Annotated in this window: 19 protein-coding genes; 12 read left to right on the top strand and 7 right to left on the bottom strand. The window is 56.9% G+C overall.

Annotated features, from left to right (window positions below):
- Window positions 1-77: 77 nt before the first annotated feature.
- The gene (locus tag ABLU87_RS14815) at window positions 78-296 is read left to right on the top strand and encodes a YdcH family protein (protein WP_004102179.1); all 219 of its coding nucleotides are present in this window, start codon (window positions 78-80) and stop codon (window positions 294-296) included.
- A gap of 41 nt (window positions 297-337) precedes the next feature.
- On the opposite strand, the gene ABLU87_RS14810 is transcribed toward ABLU87_RS14815, so the two are convergent.
- The 5 genes from ABLU87_RS14810 to ABLU87_RS14790 all read right to left on the bottom strand — a co-directional run bounded on the left by ABLU87_RS14810 (window position 338) and on the right by ABLU87_RS14790 (window position 4,267).
- Window positions 338-1,174 (bottom strand): alpha/beta hydrolase, encoded by an 837-nt coding sequence (locus ABLU87_RS14810; protein WP_032694956.1) that lies wholly within the window; start codon window positions 1,172-1,174, stop codon window positions 338-340.
- A gap of 234 nt (window positions 1,175-1,408) precedes the next feature.
- Complete coding sequence (locus tag ABLU87_RS14805; protein ID WP_042945212.1) at window positions 1,409-1,837, bottom strand: cyclophilin-like fold protein; 429 nt, start codon at window positions 1,835-1,837, stop codon at window positions 1,409-1,411.
- A 4-nt stretch (window positions 1,838-1,841) separates the two neighbouring features.
- The gene (locus ABLU87_RS14800) at window positions 1,842-2,642 is read right to left on the bottom strand and encodes a carboxymuconolactone decarboxylase family protein (protein WP_122116783.1); all 801 of its coding nucleotides are present in this window, start codon (window positions 2,640-2,642) and stop codon (window positions 1,842-1,844) included.
- A 21-nt stretch (window positions 2,643-2,663) separates the two neighbouring features.
- The gene (locus ABLU87_RS14795; RefSeq protein WP_014229429.1) at window positions 2,664-3,260 is read right to left on the bottom strand and encodes an NAD(P)H-dependent oxidoreductase; all 597 of its coding nucleotides are present in this window, start codon (window positions 3,258-3,260) and stop codon (window positions 2,664-2,666) included.
- Window positions 3,261-3,358: 98 nt separating this feature from the next.
- A complete protein-coding gene (locus ABLU87_RS14790) occupies window positions 3,359-4,267 on the bottom strand; it encodes a LysR family transcriptional regulator (RefSeq protein WP_122116782.1) in 909 nt (302 codons plus the stop codon).
- Between the two features lie 209 nt (window positions 4,268-4,476).
- Here ABLU87_RS14790 and ABLU87_RS14785 point away from each other — a divergent pair, with 209 nt between their 5' ends.
- The 3 genes from ABLU87_RS14785 (at window position 4,477) to ABLU87_RS14775 (ending at window position 6,178) form a co-directional block, all read left to right on the top strand.
- Window positions 4,477-5,076 (top strand): dienelactone hydrolase family protein, encoded by a 600-nt coding sequence (locus tag ABLU87_RS14785; RefSeq protein ID WP_088168224.1) that lies wholly within the window; start codon window positions 4,477-4,479, stop codon window positions 5,074-5,076.
- Window positions 5,076-5,648, top strand: a complete 573-nt coding sequence (locus ABLU87_RS14780; RefSeq protein WP_004851043.1) for a DUF1349 domain-containing protein — start codon at window positions 5,076-5,078, stop codon at window positions 5,646-5,648. The genes ABLU87_RS14785 and ABLU87_RS14780 overlap by 1 nt, the downstream gene beginning before the upstream one ends.
- A 137-nt stretch (window positions 5,649-5,785) precedes the next feature.
- Window positions 5,786-6,178 carry a VOC family protein gene (locus tag ABLU87_RS14775; protein WP_014229433.1) on the top strand — a complete coding sequence of 131 codons (393 nt, stop codon included), beginning with the start codon at window positions 5,786-5,788 and terminating at the stop codon, window positions 6,176-6,178.
- A gap of 134 nt (window positions 6,179-6,312) precedes the next feature.
- On the opposite strand, the gene ABLU87_RS14770 is transcribed toward ABLU87_RS14775, so the two are convergent.
- Window positions 6,313-6,921, bottom strand: a complete 609-nt coding sequence (locus ABLU87_RS14770; RefSeq protein ID WP_122116781.1) for a DJ-1/PfpI family protein — start codon at window positions 6,919-6,921, stop codon at window positions 6,313-6,315.
- Between the two features lie 188 nt (window positions 6,922-7,109).
- Window positions 7,110-7,736: a DUF1062 domain-containing protein gene (locus tag ABLU87_RS14765; protein WP_122116780.1), complete on the bottom strand. Its 627-nt coding sequence runs from the start codon at window positions 7,734-7,736 to the stop codon at window positions 7,110-7,112.
- 366 nt (window positions 7,737-8,102) lie between these two features.
- Here ABLU87_RS14765 and ABLU87_RS14760 point away from each other — a divergent pair, with 366 nt between their 5' ends.
- From ABLU87_RS14760 to ABLU87_RS14725, 8 genes are all read left to right on the top strand, one after another.
- A complete protein-coding gene (locus ABLU87_RS14760; protein WP_025106276.1) occupies window positions 8,103-9,122 on the top strand; it encodes a LacI family DNA-binding transcriptional regulator in 1,020 nt (339 codons plus the stop codon).
- A gap of 286 nt (window positions 9,123-9,408) precedes the next feature.
- Window positions 9,409-10,362, top strand: coding sequence for an ABC transporter substrate-binding protein (locus ABLU87_RS14755; protein WP_014229437.1), 954 nt, complete (start codon window positions 9,409-9,411; stop codon window positions 10,360-10,362).
- Window positions 10,363-10,427: 65 nt separating this feature from the next.
- Window positions 10,428-11,960, top strand: a complete 1,533-nt coding sequence (locus ABLU87_RS14750) for a sugar ABC transporter ATP-binding protein (RefSeq protein WP_049070539.1) — start codon at window positions 10,428-10,430, stop codon at window positions 11,958-11,960.
- A complete protein-coding gene (locus ABLU87_RS14745; RefSeq protein WP_004851056.1) occupies window positions 11,947-12,966 on the top strand; it encodes a ribose ABC transporter permease in 1,020 nt (339 codons plus the stop codon). The genes ABLU87_RS14750 and ABLU87_RS14745 overlap by 14 nt, the downstream gene beginning before the upstream one ends.
- Before the next feature lie 77 nt (window positions 12,967-13,043).
- Window positions 13,044-14,414, top strand: coding sequence for a hypothetical protein (locus ABLU87_RS14740; protein WP_109240381.1), 1,371 nt, complete (start codon window positions 13,044-13,046; stop codon window positions 14,412-14,414).
- Window positions 14,411-15,331 (top strand): carbohydrate kinase, encoded by a 921-nt coding sequence (locus ABLU87_RS14735; protein ID WP_122116779.1) that lies wholly within the window; start codon window positions 14,411-14,413, stop codon window positions 15,329-15,331. Before ABLU87_RS14740 ends, ABLU87_RS14735 begins: the two co-directional genes overlap by 4 nt.
- A 239-nt stretch (window positions 15,332-15,570) precedes the next feature.
- Window positions 15,571-15,705 (top strand): hypothetical protein, encoded by a 135-nt coding sequence (locus ABLU87_RS14730; RefSeq protein ID WP_265091133.1) that lies wholly within the window; start codon window positions 15,571-15,573, stop codon window positions 15,703-15,705.
- A 314-nt stretch (window positions 15,706-16,019) separates the two neighbouring features.
- Window positions 16,020-16,811, top strand: coding sequence for a phospho-2-dehydro-3-deoxyheptonate aldolase (locus tag ABLU87_RS14725; protein WP_004851066.1), 792 nt, complete (start codon window positions 16,020-16,022; stop codon window positions 16,809-16,811).
- Window positions 16,812-16,819 lie beyond the last annotated feature (8 nt).

The following is a 16,819-nucleotide window of genomic DNA, read 5'->3' as shown; positions in this document are numbered from 1 at the left end:
ATTACCATTTTATTCATATGGGTAATCTGAATGTGTGTGTCAGCGTACACACTTTTCACCATCAACAAGGAAGGTACATGTTTCCAGAATACAGAGAGCTGATTTCTCGATTGAAAACCACGCATCCGCGCTTTCAGTCGCTATTCGAAAAACATAATGCACTCGATCACGACATTTCGCGCATAGAAGGAGTCGATGGCAAAGGATACAGTCTCGAGCTTGTACAGATGAAGAAAGAAAAACTTATGTTGAAGGACGAAATGCTCAAAATCCTCCAGCATGAAAGCCTGATGTAAACGATAAGGCCGCCGGATGGCGGCCTTCTTATAGCACCAGGCTACGAGCGAATAAACGCCAGCAGATCGGCGTTAATCACATCGGCGTGCGAGGTATGCATACCGTGCGGAAAGCCGGGATAAATTTTTAGCTGGCTGTTCGGCAGCAGCTTATCCTGCAGTATCGCGGCGTTTTGATAAGGCACAACCTGGTCGTCATCGCCCTGCATCACCAGCACCGGCAGCGTAATGGCTTTTAAATCTTCGGTCTGGTCGGTTTCAGAAAACGCCTTAATCCCCTCATAGTGCGCTTTTGCGCTACCGGTCATGCCCTGCCGCCACCAGTTCTGAATCGTGCCCTGGGACACCTCCGCGCCTTCACGGTTAAAGCCGTAGAACGGCCCGGACGCTACGTCGAGATAAAACTGCGAGCGGTTGGCGGCCAGCGCTTTGCGAAAACCATCAAACACCTCGATTGGCGTACCGCCCGGATTACTCTCCGTTTTTACCATCAATGGCGGAACCGCGCTGATCAGCACCGCTTTGGCCACGCGCCCCTGCGGCTGACCATACTGCGCAACGTAGCGCGCAACCTGCCCACCGCCGGTGGAATGCCCGATATGTACGGCGTTATGCAGATCCAGATGCTCCGCCACCGCTGAGGCATCGGCGGCATAATGCTCCATATCGTGACCGTCACTCACCTGATCTGAACGACCATGACCGCGTCGGTCAATCGCAATCACCCGGAACCCTTCTGCCAGGAAAAACAGCATCTGGTTATCCCAATCATCGGCGCTTAAAGGCCAGCCATGATGGAATACGATCGGCTGCGCCTCCTTCGGGCCCCAGTCTTTAAAGAAGATATTGACGCCGTCTTTGGTTGTCACAAATGCCATGTTACAAACTCCTCTCGTGAGAAAACAAGGCTGCGGGCCTGACGCCTGCAGTGGGTCGGGTCTTAAGGCGGGATGCTATGTCCGGACGATAGCGTCTCGTTAGGTGTGAAAATGACCTGGCTGGAAAAGTGTAGATGATTTTTGTCGATACTGAGCGTTCGCTTTGTATCCGATAAATGGGCTGTAAACAGCCCATTTAAGCATGCAGAAAGGAAAATTTAACGCAGGACGAACTTAATAACGCCGGATGGTTACCGTTTCGGCTCCTGCCTGGTCGAGCGCGACGAGGCCCTCCTCTATCCGCCCGAGGCTTATCAGCCCGGGGGAGTGGCGAAAATCCTCGCGAAAAATGGCCAGATTGCCCCACGGCGCGTAATAGGCGATGTCGCCGCGCCGTGGGGTCATTGAGGCGCCAGAGTCCGCGCGGCGCAGTTTCGTCGGCAGCCAGGCGATTTTTTCCGTGGAACCATAATCCTCGAGCTTCACCGTCATCGGCAGCTGCGCCAGGAACTCATTAGCCGCTGCGCTCTCATCCAGCGAGCCGACAACCGTGGCGCCATTGAACTCAAACTGAATCTTCACCGCGTTCTCCCGCCCGGCGGCAAATGCCGCCCCCGTCGTAGCAATAAAAATCAATAACGTGACGCTAAGAGAGTTGAACATCCGCTCACCCTGCCAGGCCACGAGCGCGCAGGACTTCACTCACCACCGCTACCGCCGAAAAGGCATTTGGCCAGCCGGCATAGAAAGCGGCATGCGCAACGATCTCCCCCGCCTCTTGTGCGGTGAGGCCGTTATCCATCGCCCGGTTAAGGTGGTAGCCAATTTGCGCGCTTTGCCCGGCGGCAATCAACGCGCTGACCGTGACCAGGCTGCGGTCGCGCGGCTTCAGCCCCGGTCGCTGCCACAGGTCAAGAAACAGCGGTTGAGTCGTAAACTTCACCAGTCCAGGAGAAATCGCGCCGAAGTTCTGTTCTACGGTTGTTGAACGCTGGTTCTCCGCCGCCTGATTAAGAGGGAGCAGCTCCGGGGAGGCAGCAGCCAGCTGCTCGCGGCCAATGCCGCGCGCGACAAAAATATCTTTCGTCACCGCAACGGCGGCCATCGCGTTGGGCCAGCCGGAATAAAAAGCCAGATGCGTGACGATCTCTGAGATTTCAGCCGCCGTGACGTCGTTATCCAGAGCAACTTCAACGTTATGTTTTAGCTCCGCCGGCTGATTACGGGCGATAAGAATCGCCACGGTCACGATGCTGCGGTCGCGACGCGAGAGTTCTGTTCTCTGCCAGAGATCCCCTATCAGCACCTCGCTGCCGAAACGGGCAAGCGCCGGCGCGACGGTTTGAATATCCTCAGCGGACAATACGGATGGACTACGTGGAGCCATTTTTTCACCTCTTTTTTCTTCTGCCAGGGCTGGCGCGCCCAGCATTAACGACATTGCAGCTACGGCAATAAAAGCTTTCATTGTGAACACCTTCCCGGCACGTTAATTCTTCAGCCTTTCCACCAGTTGACGCTGGTATTCAGGCAGTTGATCGCGGCTGGCGCGCTGAAAAACCAGCGGAGGCAGCCAGGTCATTCCCGCATGCAGCGCGCTGGCCTTCATTGGCGTAAAGACGTCGGCCAGGCTGACGCCCGTTCGCCCGGTCTCGCCGTATGTCGCGTCACCGCCTGCGGCCGTCGTGACAATCAGCATCTCTTTGCCCTGCCATACTCCCGGCCCTACGCTGCCCCAGGTATCGTTCAGCCAGGCCTTCATCATCGGAGTGATGTTGAACCAGTGGGTCGGGAAGATAAAAACGATGCGCGAGTGTTCCCGCATGAGCCGTCGCTCTTCATCGGCATTGATATTTCGGGTGTCAAAACCGTAAAGCGCCTCGAGATTGCGTACGGTCACGCCGGGTACGCTTTGCGCTGCGGCCTCAAGACCTTTGGTCATGACCGATTGCTCGGGATACGGATGAGAGACGATAACCAGCGTGTTAGCCTCTGCCGCGCGGCTGGTAGAGGTAAAGCTAAACAGAAATGCGGTGACGGCCAAAAGCCAGAACAGACCGGGAATACAGCGGTGCGAATAGTTCATCAAGCTCTCCTTCTCTTTTGCCACAGGGTAAGGCGCGGAATAAGAAGGAGCCAGCCCTCGCTATCGAATGGGGCTGTGAGTTATTTTCATCAATCGGGCTACAGACCGAGCGGCTTCATTTCCCGCACAAGGGAGATTAACAGGCGCAGCCCGGTGGGAACCTGATGACGGCTGGAGTAATAGATATAGAATCCCGGTCCGTATGAGGCCCAGTCGGTCAGCACCAGACGCAGGCGCCCTGCGCTGACGTGCTCTGCTATCAGCGGTTCCGGCAGGTACATCAGGCCAAACCCCTGCAGAATGGCCACCACGCCCGTCTCGGCCAGATCGACCGTTAACAGCGGCGGTACTTTGACGGTGAGCTGCTCTTCGCCACGTTCAAACTCCCATTTATAAATGCGGTTGTTTCCCAGACGATTGCTGACGCAGCGGTGCTGTTGAAGATCGTGAGGATGCCGGGGCTCGCCAAAGCGGGCAAGATATTCCGGGGATGCGGCGACCACCCAGCGCACATCGGCGGACAGCCGCTGCGCCACCATATCTTCAGGCACGGTTCCGCCATAGCGGATCCCTGCGTCAAACCGCGCTTCCGTTACATCAACAATGCGGTTGCTGGCCACGATGTCCAGCTCAATATCGGGGTAACGTTCAGCAAAAACAGACAGGACCGGGGCCAGCAGCAGCGTGGCCGCCTCGACGGCGACGTTGAGCCGAATATGTCCCGCAGGCGAGTCGCGAAACTGGTTGAGCTGTTCAATCGCGACATCGATTGAAGCGAGCGGCTCGCTTACCGTGCTGGCCAGACTCTCGCCTGCCGCCGTCAGGGAAACGCTTTTGGTCGTGCGGTTCAGCAGACGCACGCCCAGCCGCGCCTCAAATCCCTTGATCGCGTGGCTCAGCGTCGATGCGCTCACCCCAAGTTCAACGGCAGCTTTACTAAAACTCTGATGGCGGGCTATGGCGAAAAAATAGACAAGATCGGCCATGTCGGCACGGGTTACATTCATACGGTCTCGCTAACTGGATAGACTTTAAGCTGAAAAAACAACGTTACTTTGATGTGATGGCGTATCGTGACGTTGATCCGACCAGGAAAATCAAAGACCTGGATGCACGAGCAATCTTCCGGGCGGTATGTTTATACTACAGGCGTCAGCCTTGATAAACTGACCTTCCGACCGGAGATAAACCCATTTTATCCGCCAGAGGCGCATGTATGTTACCTGATTGCGATAAAGCCATCGTCCTGCTGCATGAAATCTACGGCATCAACGCGCATATTCAGCGATCCGCCGCGACCTGGCGCAGCCGCGGCTTCGATGCGTACACGCCAGCGCTTTTCCCTCACTCTGCGCCGTTCGCCTATGAGCAGCAGGAGCAGGCCTGGCGCCACTTTTCCGATAATGTCGGATTTGATACCGCCGCCATCGTGTCGCTGCTGGCCGAGCTAAGAGCGAAATACGGCACGCTAATCCTTATCGGCTACAGCGTAGGCGCCACCTTAGCCTGGCTGGCCGCCAGAAGCGGACTCTGCGACGGTGCGGTTTGCCACTACGGTTCACGGATCCGCCAGTACTGCGATGCGGCGCCTCCGTGCCCAACGCAGGTGATTCTCGCCCGCCATGAGCCGGCGTTCGATCCCCGCGCCCTGCAAAACGAGCTGGAGAAATATCCCTCCGTGACCTGCCGGATGTTCAATGCGCAGCACGGCTTTTGCGATGCCGACAGTCCGGCGTGGGATGCGCGCCTTGCGCAGCAGGCGGACGAAGACACGCTGCGGTTTTTAACACTTATTCAGCAAAGACAGGAGGCCTGATGCATCAGATATTTCAATGGATTAACGAACCCGCGACATGGTCGGAAGAGGACGGCGAACTGCGCGTCGTCACCGACGCGCAAACCGACTTCTGGCGCGAAACCTGGTACGGGTTTGAGCGTTTTTCCGGGCATATCTACGCCACGGAAGCCGCGGGGGATTTCACCTTTCAGGTAAGGGTGCGAGCAGATTTCAGTACGCTGTATGACCAGGCAGGGATCATGTTAATGCAGGACGCCAGGCGCTGGATTAAGGCCGGTATCGAGTACAACGACGGCGCGCCCGCTATCGGTAGCGTACTGACGCAGGGAACATCAGACTGGGCAACCGGTATTTTCCCGGGCGATCCCGGTGAGTTCTGGCTGCGTCTGACCCGCCGCGGAGAAGCGCTGCGCCTGCAGTATTCAACGGATGGTCAACTGTGGCCGCTGCTGCGGCTGTGCCCTTTTCCGGGTGGCGCGGCGAAGGTCGGCATCATGTGCTGCACGCCGCAGCGCAGCGGCCTGCGGGTTACTTTCGACCAGATATCACTGCTGCCGCCGAATGATAAAGATTTGCACGATCTGAGCTGAGCAGCCGGCTCACGCGCGGGCAAAATCGCTGAAGAATCGCGACGGAGGTATGATTTCTGGCTCCTCGGGCTGCCCGCGCTCGCGCCTTGCTGCTAGATTGGCAGCAGCAACCTTCAGGCGAAAAATGAGGAGGAGTTATGTTTTCCTACATCATGCTCGGCACTAACGATCTGCCGCGCGCGATTCGTTTTTACGACCCGTTGATGGAGATGCTGGGGCAGCCCCGGAGCGGCCGCAGCGAGCAAGGCGCATCGTGGGGGACATTCAGCGGAAACCGCACTATCGGGCTGTGCGTTGGCAAACCGTTCAACCAGCAGCAGGCAACAGCGGGCAACGGCGCTATGGTGGCCCTGAACGCACGTTCGGTTGAGCATATTCAGCAGCTGCATCAGCTGGCGCTACGCCTGGGAGGAAGTGATGAAGGCGCCCCAGGACACCGCCCGCAGTACGGTGAAGGTTTCCACAGCGCCTACGTCAGAGATCCGGACGGCAATAAGCTGGCGTTTGTTTATTACGCAAACGCAGACTAAGCCCCACGCCGGAAAGTTAATGCAGGGTTAGCGCATGGCGAAACCCTGCGCAACAACCCTGGCAACTCTCAATATAGCGACGGATGCTCTCAGCCAGATGATTCGATTTCGGCAAATGGCCATGCTTGTCTGCATCAGCCTTCCGTAAACATTCCCGACCTGAACGTCTCCCTCATGGCTTCGATCTCTTCCTGACGGGCCGCCTTTAAGGCAGACAGCATATTGCAGGTAAAATCCACAAAGCCAACGCCGTTGGCGGTCACCAGGTTGCCGTCGCGAACCGAAGGCACGTTTCTGTACCGCGCGGCGCCGCTGTAGGCTGACCCCGCCCGGCTCTGCAGGTAGGCCAGCCCGTTCGAGGTGTGGTCGACATCATCGAGAAAGCCATGTGCGCCAAGGAATGCCGAAGCGTCGCATATCGCGCCTACCACGATCTGCCGGGCCTGCGCTTGTTCTACCAAAGGTACAACCCGCCGGGCCTCCTCTCCCCACCAGTTCATTCCGCCCACCAGCACCAGCGCGGCGTAATCATCGGGTATCGTCTCGAAGGTATAATCCGGCAGGCAGCGCACCCCGCCAATTGACCTCACCGGCCCCTCATCGGCAGCCACGGTCCTGACTTCGTATCGCGGTTCCCATACGCCAAAACCGCGGCGCAGCCCCGGTGCCAGCAGCGCGAACTCCCAGTCGGCGTACTCCTGGATGAGGACAAACAGCACTTCTTTACGCGTATCCATAGACATCGCACTCTCCTTTTATTAACAGAATTTGCCGTCGCAGCATCCGGGTACCGATGGACACTATCGCCGTACTGCCGCCAAAAACTGTATAAATTCACAGTATAAAAGGCAAGGCTATTTTGCCCCTTGCGGCAACCCGAATCGATTTTTGCGAGTCAGCTCCCCGGATAGAAAACTATCCGGGGCAATGGCTATCGTCTCCCGCGCGCTAAGCCCGCGTTTAATGAAATAGGCCTGCGCGCCAGGAGAACCTCCCTCGTGATGTACAGCGTATATCCCTCCGGCCGCAGCCTGGGCGCCCGCAGTTCTTTTAGCGTAATACCGACGATATCTCCCGATTGAAGACGTTGACGGATCGCGCTACCGCTAAGCCGCAGCGCTCGTCTCAGGACCGACAGCAGGCTGGTCTGAAAGGCGCGCGTGACCCTGACATCCACCCTCACCTGAGAAGCGCGAACAAGGTTGATGCGCCAGCTTTCCTGAACCACAAAGTCAGGCGTACCCGATAGCGCCGCGCGATTACGCCGCAGAACGACCGGATCGTGAGAGTAAGCCTCGACGGCAGATTTGTCGTTAGCGATAAGTCGCGCGTAGAGCTGCGGATTGATTTTGCTGACGGGCAAACGCGAGAACAGGCTGATGTTCCAGGTATACGCGCAGCGCACGCACTTATAGATACTCCAGACATCGAGCACTTTCTTTTGCGAGTTGACCCGGAAGGCGCCGGATGGGGTGAAATCCTGCTGCCCATGACAGGCGGGGCAGCGCTTGCTAATCAGCTGATAGCCAACTGGCCTGACGTTCCATGTAATTTTCATGGTGAACCTTTTTTTAACCCATACAAAAGCGGATCCGTCGAAAACGGACCGTGATTTTTGCGATGTGAAAAATATTTAGAGAATACTTTTCAGTGGGTTAAAAAAAGATTTCCAACGCGACGACCCTGTCTGACCGTGAATGAATGCGTTCAAGAGTAGCAAAGCGGCAAGCGGGCTAAATATGCATTAAATCAATAAATACATTGAAATCATTCACAAACGACGTTGTTTACCTTCTGTTCACAAAACGAGAAGCGGCTCACTGATCAAACAAACCTAAACGTTTATGTTTAGTCTCATAAACGTTTAGGTCAAGGAAATAGCCGTCTGTATCGCGGGTAATTTCATAAATGCAGAGAGCGAAATATGCGTAAAGCAACGATGCGGGATGTAAGTGAAGCGACGGGATTTTCTATGTTTACCGTTTCACGCGCGCTAAACGGTGGCGATGGCGTTGCTGACGACAGCCGGGAGCTGATTTTAAAAGTGGCGCGAGAACTCGGCTACGTACCTAACCGCGCGGCCCAGGCGCTACGCCGCTCAAGCAGAGACTCGGTGGCGGTGATTACCGCCCATGCCTCGAACTCTTACTACCTCAACCTGATGTCCGGTATTCAGCAGATGCTGCAGCCGTCGCAGTGGACCGTAGTGCTTGGCGATATCGCGGTCAACGGTACCTACGACCGCGCGCAGGAAGATCGCATGATTAACCGCCTGATCGAGTCGCGAATGGCCGGGATCATTTCGACGGTGACGCTTCAGCCGGAAAGCCTGAGCCTGCTGGCGAAATGGGATATTCCGGTCGTCTTCGTTGACTCACCTCCCCGCGGCGAACACAACTTTCCCAGCGTCACGACCGACAATTATCAGGCCAGCCTGCTGGTGGGGAACCATCTGGCGCAGCACGGCTATAAAAGCTGGCTGCTCCTCATCTACCCGGACCGCTGGACCACGCGTTTTGAACGCGAGCGCGGTATTCGCGAGGCCGCAGAGCGCTGCGGCGCAACGCTTGAAGTTGTCGAAACGGAGAACGACGCGCAGTCGGCTGCGGACACCCTGAGCCGATACCTGGACCGCCAGACATCGCTGCCGGACGCGCTTATTGCCGGTAACAACCCTATTCTGCTGGGTTCACTTAAACAGCTTCAGCAGCGCCAGATAGCCATCCCCAACGATATGGCGCTTATCGCCTACGATGAATTCGACTGGGCGCCGCTATTAAATCCGCCGCTAACGGTGCTCAATGAAAACAGCGAAGAGATTGGCAGGCAGTCGGCTGAAATGCTTATCCAGTTAATTAATCCGGAAGGAAAAGGAGAAATTAATACCCAGCGTAAAGTTCCCGCCGAACTGGTTATTCGCCAGTCCTGCGGCTGTAGAAAATGAATAACTATTAAAAAGATTGCTGACAACGTATCGCCCGGACGGCATTGCCCGGCGGCGCTTCCCCTGCACGGGCCGACAGAAATGGTGCTTGCGGTTTTCGTCGGCCGGGTAAGGCGCCACCCGACAAAAAAGCGGGCTACTGCGTGCTATACGCGCTCATCATTTTAGCGATGTAAATAACGGCTGAATTTCAGTCGCTACCGAAAAACAACATCAGGGGATTATTTCTGAGGCTTCCCCACACCTGGCCGTACCTTATACCACACGATAATGAAAGGAGCAGAATATGACCAAACTTCGCAAAGCATGGCTGGCTGTCGCGGTTAGCGCGGTAATCACCACCATGACAGGGTTTATTCCCGCAGCCAGCGCCGCGCCGCAGGATGGCAAAAAAATCTCCCGCATCGGCTTAATGGTGCAGGACATGTCCAACCCCTTCTTCTCGGCAATGGAAAGGAACGCTAAGCAGGCCGCGGCGCAAATCGGCGCAACCCTTAACGTACAGGATGCACAGGTCGATCTGGCAAACCAGAACACGCAGATTGACGCGTTTATTCAGCAGAAAGTGGATCTCATCATTATTTCCGCCGTCGATGAATCCGGGATCGAGCCGGCCATTCAGCGGGCAAAAGCCGCCGGAATTATCGTTATCGCAGTCGATACGCCCGCGAAAGGCGCAGACGCGGCGATCATGACCAACGCCATCCAGGCCGGGGAAACCTCCTGCGAATACCTGTTCAGCCAGATGGGCGGCAAAGGCAAAGTGCTGCTGGTGGATGGCACGCCGATTCAGACCATTATCGACCGCATCAAAGGCTGTAAAAACGTCGCGCAAAAATACCCGGATATCAAAATCGTCGGCCAGCAGGCATCGCGCAACGACCGCGCTTCCGGCCTGATGGTGACCACCGACATGCTCACAGCCAATCCGGACGTCGCCGGTATTTTCGGCATGAACGATCCTTCCGCGCTCGGTGCGGTACTGGCCGTTGAACAGGCGGGCAAAGCGGGCGCGATCAAAGTTACCGGCGTCGACGGTAGCCCGGAAGCGGTTGAAGAACTTAAGCGCAGCGGCTCGCCGTTTATCGGTACCGCAACGCAAAATCCGGGCGAAATGGTGCGCCAGGCCATCACGCTTGCTCAGGATATGGTCGACGGCAAACCGATCGCCTCTCATACCGTCCTGATCCCCAGCGTACTGGTCACCCGCGATAACGTCGACAGCTATCCGGGCTGGTAATCACTTCGTCACTTTAAGAGGCAAAAACGGGATGACGCTCAGGTTCATCCCGGAGGGCAAAGACAATGGCCGATACAACATCACCTCCCTTGCTCAGGCTGGAAGGGATTTCAAAACGCTACGGCGCGACCCTGGCGCTGAACAACGTACGCTTTGATTTATTCGCCGGAGAGGTCCATGCCCTGATGGGGGAAAACGGCGCGGGCAAATCCACGCTGATGAAGATCCTCTCCGGTAACGAGCAGCGCGATAGCGGCGTTATTTTTATCGACGGGCAGGAGATTGATATTCGCACGCCCAGGGATGCCCGCAAATATGGCATCGCCATTATCCACCAGGAGCTGAATACGGTTCCCGATATGACGGTGGCGGAAAACCTGTTTCTCGGCCAGGAACCGACCGCTTTCGCCGGTATTCTCGATCGCAAACGGATGCACCGGGAGGCCCGGGAGAAGCTGGACCGGATTAACGCGGACATCGACCCGCAGGCGCCGCTCGGCTCGTTGAGTATCGGGCGTCAGCAAATGGTCGAGATCGCCCGCGCCGTCAGCGAAAACGCCAAAGTGCTGGTGCTTGATGAGCCGACCGCCGCCCTGTCGCGGGCGGAGACTCTCCAGCTATACCGGCTGATCGAGCAGATGCGTCAGGATGGCGTCGGGATGGTCTATATCTCGCACCGCATGGAAGAGGTATGGCAGCTGGCAAACCGGGTCACGGTCTTCAGGGACGGCACGTGGATCGGCACGGAAATCCTCGGCAACGTCTCAACCACCGATATCGTCCGCATGATGGTCGGCCGGCAAATCGTCGATCTCTATCAGCACGAGCCGCGTGCGCCCGGCAAGGTACTGCTGGAAGTCAGGGACCTGGCAGGCAGTGCGACCGGCCCGGTCTCCTTTGAGGTCAACGCGGGCGAAGTGGTCAGCATGTCCGGTCTGGTGGGCTCCGGGCGAACCGAAGTCGCTCGCCTGCTCTTCGGCGCCGACCCGCGCACCCGGGGAAGCGTGCGCATTGACGGCCGGACGAGCAATCCGGTAGACCCCACCGCCGCTATCGCCGACGGTATCGGGATGGTGACCGAAGACCGCAAAACTCAGGGACTGTTTCTCGGGCATTCGGTTGAGCACAACATTGATATCAGCTCGCTGGATAACTTTGTCGCCGGCGGCGTGGTGAAACGCAAGACGATTCGCGCCGCCGTCCTTGAGCAGATGCGCAGGCTGCGGCTGCGGGAAAATGCGGTTGAACTGCCCGTCAGCGCCCTGTCCGGCGGAAACCAGCAGAAAGCGGCGCTGGCGCGCTGGCTGCTGCGCGATTCGAGGCTGCTTATTCTCGATGAACCGACCCGCGGCGTGGATATCGGCGCCAAAAGGGAAATCTACGAACTGATCGACAAGCTCGCCCGCGCCGGGAAAGCCATTCTGGTGATCTCCTCCGATTTACCGGAGGCCATCGGCATTAGCGACCGCGTGCTGGTCATGCGCGGCGGGCGAATCGTTCATCAGTTACCCTCGTTTTCAGCCACGGAAGAAGAAGTGATGCTGCACGCAACAGGAACCTTTACCAGTCAATCCGGAGAATGCCATGGACAACAATAAACCTGTGACGGAACTGCCGGTCAAAGCGCCGTTTGATTTTGCGAAATGGTGGGATCGGGTGGGGATCTTAATCGTTCTGCTGGTGCTGCTGATCCTGATGTCCACCTTCGCGCCAAACTTTAACCGCGTCGATAATCTGCTGAATATCGCCCGCTCGATTTCCGTCAACGCTATTCTGGCGGCGGGCATGACCTTCGTCATTTTAACCAGCGGCATTGATTTATCCGTCGGGTCAATCGTCGCCGTTTCCGGCGTAGTCTCAGTGGTCGCGGCGATGGCCGGGCTCCCTGCGCCGCTGGCGATTCTGGCCGGCGTTGGCGTGGGCGCACTGTGCGGTCTGCTTAACGGCGTGCTCACCGCCTATCTCGCTCTCGCGCCCTTTATCGTCACTCTCGGCACGATGACCTTCCTGCGCGGTATGGCCTACACCATTACCGAAGGGCAGCCTATTGTGTCGAGCAGCCTGAGCTTCCGCGAGCTGGGAAATGGCTATCTTGCCGGTATCCCCGTGCCGGTCATTATTATGCTGATTGTTTATCTGCTGGCGTGGTTCATTCTTGAGCGCACGCGGTTCGGCCGTCATATCTATGCCGTCGGCGGCAACGCCCAGGCCGCGCGCCTGGCCGGCGTACGGGTCAAACGCGTGCTGGCGGCGGTCTACATGATTGCCGGCGTCTGCGCGGGTCTGGCGGGAATTATCTTCGCCGCCAGGGTGATTTCCGCCCAGCCCACGGCGGGTACGGGATATGAGCTGGACGCCATTGCGGCGGTGGTGCTGGGAGGCACCAGCCTCGCCGGTGGACGCGGGCGGATTATCGGCACCCTGATTGGGTCGATTATTCTTGGCGTACTCAGCACCGGCCTGATTCTGCTGAGCGTGCCCTTTTTCACCCAGCTATTGATTAAAGGCATCGTCATCATTCTTGCCGTGGCGATTGACGGGCTGAAGCAGCATCCGGAGCTGTTTACCTTCTGGCGGAAAAAAGAGATCGCCCGTACCCGCTAGCTTTCCCTGACGCTTTGTTTATCCGCCGCGCTGGCGGCGGGTCTTCGCACGCTTAAATTTTAATGGAGTATACCCTCATGACATATCACATTACGCTGACGGACCCGATGAACGGTACCCGGGATCGCGAACCGATTACGTTTACTCTTCCGGAGAAACTGCAGGAGCCCCTGTGGTGGGCGATTACCGACGAGGATGCGCGGATCCTGTGCCAGCGCCTTGAGCAGGAGTCGTCGGCAAGCCGTACCGCTTTTATCGCGACGGTCAGCTTCAGCGGGACCCTCAAGATGCGGCTTGACCGCCCGCTCACGGCGGCTGAAGTCGGTGAAATCGCCGGTATCCACCGGCTGCCTGGCCGGGAAAAGGACTGTTTTGTCCGTCTCAATACCGGCTGTTTCGATCTGGAAATGTGTCGGGGAACCGCCCAGGGCGTCGGTGCATCCAAGTGGGGGCTGCGCCATTTTCGCGCGCTGCAGGACAACGTCGAGCTGCTTCCTTCCGGAAATAACGCCATTGGCGGGTTTTACGGCCCGTTTTTCACCCCGGAAAATGGGCTGATAAACCCGCCGGAGCATACCCTCGTTGATATTGAGATCCTCGAGGAAGGCCCGGTCTATCATCACTACCGCATGCGCGGCGCGATCCCCGACGGATTATTACCGGAGCTGCGCGGTAAACGTTTCTCCATCGACTGGAAATTTAGCTGGAACACGCCCTGGTTTCAGCGGCGCTACTGCGTAGATGATTTTTCAACGGTGATTAACGGCCGTTCGGTGACCAACAAGATCACCGTCGGCGACGAATTTGAGAGCGGCCCGGGAAAACTGCTGTTCGATCGCTTCGCGGCGTACGGCGGCACCCGCTATCGCGCGGGCGACCCCTATGCCGAAGAGCTGGTCGCCATGGTGGCCAATACCGTCACCACCTCGGAAAACCAGAGCCCGAAATTTACCGAATTCCGCGAACAGCTCGCCGATATGGCCTCCGCCCACTGGGATCTCTACTGGCGGATGTTCTGCCGCTGGGAGAACGTGCTCGATGAGGCGGAGATTCGCGAACGGCTGAGCCAGGTTCGCGCCCGGGCGCATCGCAGAGCCGATCTCACCGAGCGGGAATGGCTGCTGACCGATTCGCCCGTTGACGTTTCCGCCGTCGCGGATGAAACCATCTTTCCCGGGCCAGCCAGTAAAACCGTCGAGTATGATTCAGCGAGCGGCCGGGCGATGATCTGGTGGACCTCCCGCCCCTCCGGCGCGTTTCAGATAGTCCAGCGCCGCCAGTCCGGATGGGTTAACTGGGGCAGCAACGGCGAAAACGAGTGTCCGGAGCTCCCCGTCGGCGTCGATATCAAGACCGCCTGCGGACGTTTTGCCGAAAACTGGATGCAGGTAGCCGATCGGCTGGAAACTCCGCCGGTGGTCGCGGTGAGCCAGGGAGAAAAGCCATGATCCTCTGCTGCGGAGAAGCACTTATCGACATGCTGCCCTGTCAGAGCCGCGAGAATGCCCCCGCCTTTACTCCCTGCGTTGGCGGAGCGGCGTTCAATACCGCCGTCGCCCTGGGTCGCCAGGGGATGGCGGTCGCGCTGTTTTCCGGTTTATCGGACGATTTTATGGGTGACATGCTGCGCCACACGCTTGACGCCTCCGGCGTGGATTATTCGCCCTCAACCCGCGCGCCGCTGCCCACCACCCTCGCCTTCGTCAGGCTGGTAGGCGGTCAGGCCCGCTATACCTTTTACGATGAGAATAGCGCCGGTCGAATGCTGACTGAAAACGACCTGCCGACGCTCGGGGATGACGTCTCCGCCGTTCTGTTCGGCTGCATCAGCCTGATCGCCGAACCGTGCGGCAGCGTTTATGAAGCGCTGATGATAAGGGAAGCGCCGCGTCGGGTGATGTTCCTCGACCCTAATATTCGTGAAATTTTCATCCCGGACCGGCAGAAACACCTGGCGCGCATGAGGCGCATGATTGCGCTGGCGGATATCGTCAAGCTTTCCGATGAGGACCTCGCTTGGTTTGCCGAACCCGGCGAAGAGCATCAGGTGATAGGCCGCTGGCTGGCGCGGGGGCCGAAGCTCATCGTGGTCACCCGCGGCGCTGACGGCGCTGATGCCTGGACCGCTGATTTTCATCTGCATGTGCCCGCTATTCGCGTAGCGGTGGTCGATACCGTCGGCGCGGGCGATACGGTGAATGCCGGTATTCTCGCCAGCCTCTCGCAGGCCGGGCTCCTGGAGAAAGAGAAACTAGTGACACTGTCACGCGAGCAGGTTCGCCAGGCGGTGGATCTGGGGATGCGCGCCGCAGCGGTGACGGTTTCCAGGCCGGGCGCTAACCCGCCCTGGGATCATGAACTCTGAAGACAGCGGACGCCCTGTCAGCAAGCGACAGCCAGATGAGGGTCTGAAACAGCATTTATTGACGGACCCTTATCCTGATTTATTTTGTATATGATTTGAGTCCCAATTATTGAATGAAAGCTAAACCAGCTTCATTTATTCATGGGTTATTGCCGACTAATCCATTAATATCAGCTAATTAGATCGTCATTCAGTTTCTGTCGATCCCGTTAACAGACATCAGGGACAGGACGTCAATAATGAAAAACAATCCATGGTTCGTGCGTTTGCGTAATACCTCTATTCCGCAGCATAAGCTGCGTCCGGCGAAATGGCTGGCGCTGATTGCCCTGCTGCTGGCGCAGTTGACGATAGAGTTTTTACTCTTAGCATAAGCACAATAAAATCGGCTGTTGGTGTTCAAATTCGCAAGCGCCGATAAGATTAAACTCAAGTTTAATTCGTGATAAGCATCTCAGTTTATCAACAACGGCTAGACAGAAAGAACGCAGGCATGCTAGTAATTAATTCAAGCAAGGGAACGGATTTAAATTAAACACCATTTAAACCCTACCCGTCAGGCTGAAAAATTAATTGATAATGGTTTGGATTACTGAACGATTATCAAAAGGGTAAGTGAATCGAAGGCCCTCAGAGACGAAAGTCTCTGAGGGCCTTTTTTGTTTTTTTCTATCTCAGGAGTCAAAAAATGTCTAAAGAACGTCGTCTCTCTCGCATTTTCGCAAAAGATGGTAAATCCGTCACGCTGGCGCTGGATGGCTACTATTTTTCAAGCAAAACAAATGGTATTGATAATACGATAAATCAGCTTCCGGCCCTTGTTGAAAGCGGCCTGGACTGCGCGCTGGTCACTTATGGCATGTTGAAAAATTTCCGCGAAGTTTTCAATTGCGTTCCCGTTGTATTACGCGTCGATAGCACAGTGAATATTTTTGATAATACCGTTCCCGATACGACTCCCGTCTTTTCCATTGAGGATGCGCTGAAAGTGGCTGCGGAAGGCGTAGTGTGTATGACCTTCCCCGGCGCGTTCAATGAAGAGAAAACGCACATCATGGCGATGCAGCTGGCGCAGGCCGCCGATCGCTGGAACGTGCCGCTGATCGTGGAATCCCTGCCGTACGGCTATCCCGTGACCAGCGACGACTCCAACAACCCGGCCGTTATCGCCGCCTCGGCCCGCATCGCCGTTGAGCTGGGGGCTGACGTGATCAAAACCCGCTTTACCGGTACCGAAGATGATCGGCTTATCGTCGAAGCGGCCGGCGTGCCGGTACTCGCGCTGGGCGGCCCGAAAACCGGCATCGACGGTTATTTTAAATTTGTGCAGCACTGTATGCAGGTGGGTGCAAAAGGCGTGGCGGTGGGCCGCAATATTACTCAGGACCCACAGCCGGCAAAAGTAGTAGCAGGTCTGAACGCCATCATCCATGAAAATGCCACAGCGGAAGATGCCTACAGCCTCTACATGGCTAAATAACATCGGAT

The sequence above is a fragment of the Klebsiella sp. CB_Kp196 genome (assembly GCF_040061575.1).
GTDB lineage: Bacteria > Pseudomonadota > Gammaproteobacteria > Enterobacterales > Enterobacteriaceae > Klebsiella > Klebsiella michiganensis.
Note: the sequence above shows the minus strand (reverse complement) of the source record. Positions and strands in the feature narration are given on the sequence as shown.

Bases quoted from the DNA above. Each gene is read 5' to 3' on its own strand.
- ABLU87_RS14805 (WP_042945212.1), bottom strand. From the start codon at position 1,837: ATGTTCAACTCTCTTAGCGTCACGTTATTGATTTTTATTGCTACGACG.
- ABLU87_RS14785 (WP_088168224.1), top strand. From the start codon at position 4,477: ATGTTACCTGATTGCGATAAAGCCATCGTCCTGCTGCATGAAATCTAC.
- ABLU87_RS14745 (WP_004851056.1), top strand. From the start codon at position 11,947: ATGGACAACAATAAACCTGTGACGGAACTGCCGGTCAAAGCGCCGTTT.
- ABLU87_RS14775 (WP_014229433.1), top strand. From the start codon at position 5,786: ATGTTTTCCTACATCATGCTCGGCACTAACGATCTGCCGCGCGCGATT.
- ABLU87_RS14765 (WP_122116780.1), bottom strand. From the start codon at position 7,736: ATGAAAATTACATGGAACGTCAGGCCAGTTGGCTATCAGCTGATTAGC.
- ABLU87_RS14770 (WP_122116781.1), bottom strand. From the start codon at position 6,921: ATGTCTATGGATACGCGTAAAGAAGTGCTGTTTGTCCTCATCCAGGAG.
- ABLU87_RS14760 (WP_025106276.1), top strand. From the start codon at position 8,103: ATGCGTAAAGCAACGATGCGGGATGTAAGTGAAGCGACGGGATTTTCT.
- ABLU87_RS14790 (WP_122116782.1), bottom strand. From the start codon at position 4,267: ATGAATGTAACCCGTGCCGACATGGCCGATCTTGTCTATTTTTTCGCC.
- ABLU87_RS14725 (WP_004851066.1), top strand. From the start codon at position 16,020: ATGTCTAAAGAACGTCGTCTCTCTCGCATTTTCGCAAAAGATGGTAAA.
- ABLU87_RS14800 (WP_122116783.1), bottom strand. From the start codon at position 2,642: ATGAAAGCTTTTATTGCCGTAGCTGCAATGTCGTTAATGCTGGGCGCG.
- ABLU87_RS14740 (WP_109240381.1), top strand. From the start codon at position 13,044: ATGACATATCACATTACGCTGACGGACCCGATGAACGGTACCCGGGAT.
- ABLU87_RS14810 (WP_032694956.1), bottom strand. From the start codon at position 1,174: ATGGCATTTGTGACAACCAAAGACGGCGTCAATATCTTCTTTAAAGAC.
- ABLU87_RS14795 (WP_014229429.1), bottom strand. From the start codon at position 3,260: ATGAACTATTCGCACCGCTGTATTCCCGGTCTGTTCTGGCTTTTGGCC.
- ABLU87_RS14755 (WP_014229437.1), top strand. From the start codon at position 9,409: ATGACCAAACTTCGCAAAGCATGGCTGGCTGTCGCGGTTAGCGCGGTA.
- ABLU87_RS14815 (WP_004102179.1), top strand. From the start codon at position 78: ATGTTTCCAGAATACAGAGAGCTGATTTCTCGATTGAAAACCACGCAT.
- ABLU87_RS14750 (WP_049070539.1), top strand. From the start codon at position 10,428: ATGGCCGATACAACATCACCTCCCTTGCTCAGGCTGGAAGGGATTTCA.
- ABLU87_RS14735 (WP_122116779.1), top strand. From the start codon at position 14,411: ATGATCCTCTGCTGCGGAGAAGCACTTATCGACATGCTGCCCTGTCAG.
- ABLU87_RS14730 (WP_265091133.1), top strand. From the start codon at position 15,571: ATGAAAAACAATCCATGGTTCGTGCGTTTGCGTAATACCTCTATTCCG.
- ABLU87_RS14780 (WP_004851043.1), top strand. From the start codon at position 5,076: ATGCATCAGATATTTCAATGGATTAACGAACCCGCGACATGGTCGGAA.